The sequence below is a fragment of the Alienimonas chondri genome, assembly GCF_013036045.1.
Classification (GTDB): Bacteria; Planctomycetota; Planctomycetia; order Planctomycetales; family Planctomycetaceae; genus Alienimonas; species Alienimonas chondri.
The window spans coordinates 1-6,545 of sequence record NZ_WTPX01000199.1 but is presented as its reverse complement, the minus strand read 5'-3'; the positions used below and the strand labels follow the sequence as shown (position 1 = coordinate 6,545).

General features: G+C 69.9%; 3 protein-coding genes. 2 read left to right on the top strand and 1 reads right to left on the bottom strand.

Annotation, left to right across the window (positions count from 1 at the left end; all coding sequences use genetic code 11):
• Positions 1 to 35 precede the first annotated feature (35 nt).
• Positions 36 to 2,129 (top strand): hypothetical protein, encoded by a 2,094-nt coding sequence (locus LzC2_RS19310; RefSeq protein ID WP_171189669.1) that lies wholly within the window; start codon positions 36 to 38, stop codon positions 2,127 to 2,129.
• A gap of 131 nt (positions 2,130 to 2,260) precedes the next feature.
• Positions 2,261 to 2,911, top strand: a complete 651-nt coding sequence (gene cmk / locus LzC2_RS19305; protein WP_171189668.1) for a (d)CMP kinase — start codon at positions 2,261 to 2,263, stop codon at positions 2,909 to 2,911.
• A 171-nt stretch (positions 2,912 to 3,082) separates the two neighbouring features.
• Here cmk and LzC2_RS19300 read toward each other — a convergent pair whose 3' ends face one another.
• Positions 3,083 to 6,238, bottom strand: a complete 3,156-nt coding sequence (locus LzC2_RS19300) for a hypothetical protein (protein ID WP_171189667.1) — start codon at positions 6,236 to 6,238, stop codon at positions 3,083 to 3,085.
• Between the last annotated feature and the right edge of the window lie 307 nt (positions 6,239 to 6,545).

The window sequence follows — 6,545 nt, the reverse complement described above, 5'->3', positions numbered from 1 at the left end:
CCCCCTCAAGTTTCCCCCCTCCGCCGCAGAGTCCCATGAAGTTTTCACTCGACGGACTGAAGAAGGCGAACTGGAAGCAGTTCGCAGTCGATCACGGCGAGAAAGTCGGCCTGATCGTCGCCGTGCTGGTCGCCGGCGTGCTGCTCTTTTCCGGAATGAAGGGCACCTATACGGCGAAGAACCCCACGAACATGCTGGCGGAGGTGGATCAGCAGGAACGGGCGCTCAAGCAGAGCGTTTGGACCGCCGAACGACGCGCCGAAGACCTGCCGGACTTCGACGTGCGCAAAGAGGCCAACCGGGTAATGGAGAAGCTGGAGCCGGATGCGATCATGTGGCCGAAGCCGATCGACAACCCGATCTACCCCACGGATGCCCCGGGCGGCGAGCCGACCTGGCAGCCGGTCGAATCGTTGATCGCCGACTACGTCGCCCTGCCGGTCCGGCTGACGGACAAGAATACGGCGTTGGGTACGGACGAAATCGATCCCGAAGACCCCGATGCCGAAGACCCGGATGAGCCGGGAGATTTCGATATCTTCACCGGCGGAGGCGGCGGCGGTCAGGGGATGTTCGACCTGGGCGGCTCTTCCCCCTTCGAAGACGGCAACACATCTCCGTTCGACGGCGGCAACACGCCGAACTTCGGCAGCGAGGACGGTCGCGGCATGAGCGGGGAATTCGACGGCAGTAGCCCCTTCAACACTCCGATGGGCGGCGGCTACGGCGAAGAAAGCGGCTTCGGCGCCCCGGTCGCCGAGAGCAACGCTCGCGGCAAAGGCGTGAAGATGATCGCGATCCGCGGCGTCTTCCCCTTCCGTCGGCAGGTCCAGGAACTGGCCAGTTCGCTGAACATCTCCTTCTCCGAAGCCAAGGCCCAGTTGGAGTTCCTGGACATGGAAATCGAACGTCAACGAGCGGCCCCCGGCCCGAACCCGTGGACGGAAGATTGGGAGCCCGTGGACCGCGAAGCGGCGGAAGCGCTGCTCGCCGACGACTACTTCGGCTCGACCGGCCAATCCATCGAAGTCGTCTCCCCGGCGCTGACGGACCCGTCGATCACGATGCCGTTGCCCACCCTCGGGTACGGCAATTGGATGAATCGTGCGGTGGCGACGCACCCGCGGATTAAGGAGTTCGACATCTCCTCCGAAAGCCCGGAGTTGCGGGAGAGGATCCTGGAGATGCTGCGTGAGGAAGCCGCCGTCGAAGAGGAACAGAACGCCGCTGCGGGGCCGCAACGGCGGACGTTCGGTCCGGATCGCGCCGCGCAACGGGGCTTCGGTTACGACGCCCGCGCCGCCGCGCAGCGGGTCATCGACGCGGCCGACGCCGAGGACGGCGAGGACGATCCCGTGGTCGCTCGAATCCGCAAGATGACGGCCGACGAAGTGCTGCTGCTGGCCCGGTTCTTCGACGTCGCCGTCGAACCCGGGCAGGCGTACCGCTATCGGATGCGGCTGAAAGTCGTGAACCCGAACTTCGGCCTCGGCCCCGCGGACGTCTCCGACCCGGCCGCGTTGGTGGGCGAGACGCGGATGACCCCGTGGAGCGACCCCAGCCCCGTCGCCTCCGTCCCGCCGGACGAATACACCTACCTCACCTCGATGGTCAGCAAACCCTCCGACCAGTTGCCGGAGGCTCGCTTGGAAGTGACGGAGTATTCCCGTGAGTACGGCACGCTGGTCGCCCAGGACACCAAGGTGATCGCCGGCGACCTCCTGGTGTTCGAGGAGCGGAACACCTACACGCTCGACCCCTTCAAAATGGAGAAGGACGAGAAGGCCGACTACCCGTTCATCACCGATCACGTCGTCATCGGCGTCGATGCTTTGCCTGACGGCGCCGCGGCGCTTCACCCGGACCTGAACCTCGGCAACCGGAAGCTGCCGCCCGGCCGCGTGCTGTTGCTGTTGGACACCGGCGCCGTGCAGGAGATCGACTCCGGTCAGGAACTGCTTCGGCGGAGCGTGGCGAGCTCGGTCCAGAAGGAGCGTGACGGCCTCGGACCGCAGTTGACCGACGTGAACGCCCCGAAGGTGGATCCCAACGAGTACGGCGAGTTCGGTGAATTCGGCGAGTTCGGCGAAGGCGGTTCGCCGTTCGGTTTCGGCAACACGAGGAATTGACCGCATGGCATCGCCCCGGTCGCGTCCGGCGATCGGGGCTGTGATCGAGGCAGGCGGAACCGCGCGGCGGCGTCGGGGAATCGGGCCGTTTCGGCTAGACTCCCGCCCCGCGTTCCGCACCCCGCCCGCCCATGATCATCACCCTCGACGGCCCGGCCGGGTCCGGTAAAAGCACCGCCGCCCGCAGGCTCGCGGACGAGTTGGGGTTTCGGTTCCTGAACACCGGAGCCATGTACCGGGCGGTCGGTTTGTTGTGCGAACAATCCGGGACCGATCTGACCGACGCGGACGCCTGCGGTCGGACCGCGGCTTCGGCACAACTCGTCCAGACCGGCGATCGTCTGAGCGTGAACGGCGAGGACTGGACCGCGCTGGTGCGCTCCCCCGCCGCGGCGACCGCCGCCAGCGCCGTCGCCGTCCATCCGCCGGTCCGAACGGCATTGGTCGCGTTGCAGCGGACCGTCGGGGCGGCGGGCGATACCGTCACCGAGGGGCGCGATCAGGGCACGATCGTGTTCCCCGACGCGGCCCTCAAGGTCTTCCTCACCGCCGATGCGGAAGCCCGTGCCGAGCGTCGCTGGCGGGAGCTTCGCGAAACGGACGCGAACGTGCCGCTCGCCGATGTGCTGGCCGAGGTTCGGGATCGGGACGCACGGGACGAGCGCCGCTCCGCCGCGCCGCTGATCCCCGCCGCGGATGCGGTTCGCTACGACACCACCGGCAAGCCGCTGGAGACGGTCGTCGCCGACCTGGTCGCCCTGGCCCGGGAACGCGGGGCGTAGGCCGTTCGTTCGGCCCTGCATTCGTCAGACTGGAGCGAACCGCAGTTTGTCGTAGCGGCGGCTTCCAGCCGCCGACTCTCGATGCGGCCGTTCCCGCGCCCCCGCTCGCTCCGCTCGCGGACGGCGGCAGGATGCCGCCGCTACGGCTCAACGCGGACGGCTTTCGCGTTTCTACGGGCAGACGACGCGGGACTTCGGACGAACCGTCAGCGGCGAGGTGACCGCGGCGATCAGTCCGCCGCGAGCCGTCACGGTCAACTCCGGACGAGCCGAACCGGGGGCGACGGCGCGGGCGATGAAGGAGGCCGTGCGCACCTCGCCCGGGGACAGCTCACCCAGCAGGCAACGGACGCGCTTCCCGCCAGGGTGCCGCAGACGCTCCGGCACGGGGCAGGCGATGGTGACCGCCTCCGCGGCGCCGCTGCCCTCGTTCGAGACGGTCACGACGAACCGCACGTCGTCCCCCGCTCGCACGCCGCGGGGACCGGCCAGCGTGATCCGCAGCCGCGGGGCGGCGGTCGGTTCCTCGTCCAACGGCTCGGGATCCATGATCGGTTCCGAGTCGAAGTCCAGTTCCGGCTCCATGACCGGGTCCGTTTCGAAGACCGGATCCGGGTCGAGTTCCGGTTCGATCTGTTCGGGAGCGATCATCTGCGTCGGCATGACTTCCGGGTCGGGCAGCGGTCGCGGCTCCCAATCGATCTCGGGATCCCACGCCGGCTCCGGCTCGTCGATCAGCGACGGCTCGTCCGGGAAGTCGAAATCGTTGACCGGCGGCGGATCGGAGGGCCAGTCGCGGTCCCAGGTTTCGTCGGGCGCGGCGGGGAAGTCCCGCTCGGGTTCAGGCAGCGGCTCGGGTTCGGCCGGCGCCGCCGCAGCGACCAGGGTGACGCCGGCGACCGCCCAGCGGCCGGTGACGCGCGCGTCCGTGGTGAAGGCGATTTCGCCCCCCGCCTCGGCGTCGGCCGCGGGCGGCAACGGGTGCACGGTGACAGACAACTGACGCACGGCGCCCGGCGGCAGCACGGGGAGATCCCAGGTCAGCGTCCCGCCGCCGGGGCGGCCGGGGCCGGTTTGGTCGGCCGCACCGCCGGCGGACTGAAACTCAGCGGGCGGGACGGCGTTCGTGACTCGCACGCCGGGGCCGACGACCTCCTCCAACACCGCAGAGGCGGGGGCGTCGCCGTCGTTCTTCACCCACAAATCATAGGTGTAGGCCGTGCCCAGGGCCGCGGAATCCATGGCCGACCGCGTCACCGTCAGCCCGGCGCCGGCGGCCGCCGGCACGCCGTCCGCGGGGACGTCCGAAGCGGTCGCCGTGGCGCCGGAGGGGGGGCCGCCGACGGGACCGACGGCGGCCCCGAAATCGCCGTCGAGATTCTCCCCGAAGCCGTCGTCGATGAACTCTCCGCCGCCGAAGGAGGCGTCGTTCAAGCCTTCTCCGCCGAACGGGGCCGGTTCAAACGGGGCCGGTTCGATCGACTCGTTCCGCGGCACGCCGATGTATTCCGCCGGCAAGACGGCGGCGGCCGGCGCCGTGCGACGGCGCTCCTGATCCCATCCGCCGGGATCGCTCGGCAACGGCGTGCGAACCGGCGCCGCGGAGCGTTCGACGATCGTCTCGTCGTCCGGGGGTTCGTAGCTCGGGAAATCGTCCGGCAGGTCCGGCTCGGCCCGACGCATCTCGATCGTCAGCGCCGGCAGCGGACGGACGTAAGCATCCGGCGTCGGTTCGACTGCGAAATCGCCCATGTCGGAGAACGGATTCTCATGGCCGCCGAAGATCGCTTCGTCGCTCTCCAGCCCCGGTTCGGAATCCGCCCGGGCGATCAAATTCGGATCGGGCTCGCCGCCGAACGGCTCGTCCTCATCCTGGAGCGGATCGTCTTCGCCGCCAAACAGTTGATCGGGCGCGGCGTGGAAATCGGGGTCGTCCGGTTCCAGCCCCGCGTCGGGAACGAGGCCGGCGATCGACTTGTTCGGCGCAGCGGCCGCGGCCCGGTTCGCTTCCGCGAGAGCCGGTTCGCCCTGCAGGAACAGCAAACTGGTCAGGGCGAGACCGCACAGACCGGTGCCGCAGGCGAACCACCAGGCCCGGTCGTCGTGGCGGCCGGTGGGACGGAACAGACGATCGAACCGCGTCGCCTGAGCCTGCGTCCACGCCAACGAGCGTCCGGCCCGATCGCCGACGGCGCTCAGTTCGGCGTTCAATTCTTCCTTCGCCCCGGCGACCGCGGCGCCGGCGCCGGCGGCGACGAGGGAGAGGGCGTTGCGCCAATCGGACCGGAACTCCCGCGTCCAGTCCCGCACGCCCGGCCAGCGCCAGAACGGATACAGGTCCGCCGAGGTCGGTCGCCGACTGGCGACCAACGGGCTGTAGACCTCCGCGGCTCTGAACGGGATCCGCGGGCCGCGGCTGCGGAAGTCGCGGATGGCCAGCGTCGCCGCCCGCGTGGTGCGGTAGTCGACGTGACCGATCCACATGCAGATCAGTCGCGGCAGATCGACCAGCCACAACAGCAGCGGCTTGGAGTCCGTCGCGGCGTTCGGCCCGACGGAGTTGTACCGGTGTCCGTAAGCGGTGAGGTTCTGCCTGAGATTCCGGCGGAAGCGGCGGTAGCCGCGCGTCACCCACGCGAACAGCCCGTCGCGGCGGACCTCCCGGGGGGTGTCGAGCGAGTAAGCCCGCCCCGCCCTGCCGCCGCGGCTCGTCCCCGCCAGTTGAACGCTCGCCCCCACGGCGGCCCCGTCGGCCGCTCCACGGCCTGAACCCCAGCCGGAACCGCTGCCGGTCCCGACGCCTTCGCCCGAGCCGGACCGCGGCTGCGGATTCGGCATGGGATTCGGGTTCGGCATCGGACTGGGACGCGGCGTCCCGACGCCCGGCCGCGGGTTCGGCCGAGGCGTGCCGCCCCGGCGGCTGGAATTGCGGCTCGAAGACTCCCGATCGCCCCAGGCGCCGACATCGTTGCCGCTGCTGTCGTCGTCGTCTTCGTGGAGGCGTTCGTCGCCGTCGAAGCGGTCGCGGTCGGAGCGGTCGTCGGCGCGCTCGCTGCGGTCGGCTCGATCGCGGCGGCGGGCTTGGAACAGTTCGTTCCGGCGGCGTTCGTACTCTTCTAAGGCGTCCGCGACGTCCTCGTCCCCCGCCGGCTCTTCCGACTCGGAGGCGTACTCGTCCTCCCGGTCCGCACGCGGTTCGCGTTCGGAACTCGGCTCCCGGTCGGCCCGCGGCTCACGCTCGGCCCAGGGTTCACGATCCGGGCGCGGCTCGTACTCCGGGCGATCTGTGCGATCGGAGCGGCGGCGTCGACGGCGGCGGTCGGACACGGGCGGTCGTCCTTGACCGAAGGGGAAAACGACGCCGAACGGGCGCCGCGGGAGGCAGCACGCGGGCGAACTCCTTCGCCTGCGAATCGTTTTCATACCACATCGCCCCCACCCGCGGAAGGGGCAGGCCCCGAGGCGGGACGCCGGCGAGCCTCGCCCCCGTTCGCCGCGTTCCCACGCGACGGCTTCCCACGCAATGGCCGGCGGAGACGTATTGAGAGACATCGCCGCGTCCCAGTCCGATGCCGAACCCGAATCCCATGCCGAATCCGCAGCCGCGGTCCGGCTCGGGCGAAGGCGTCGGGAC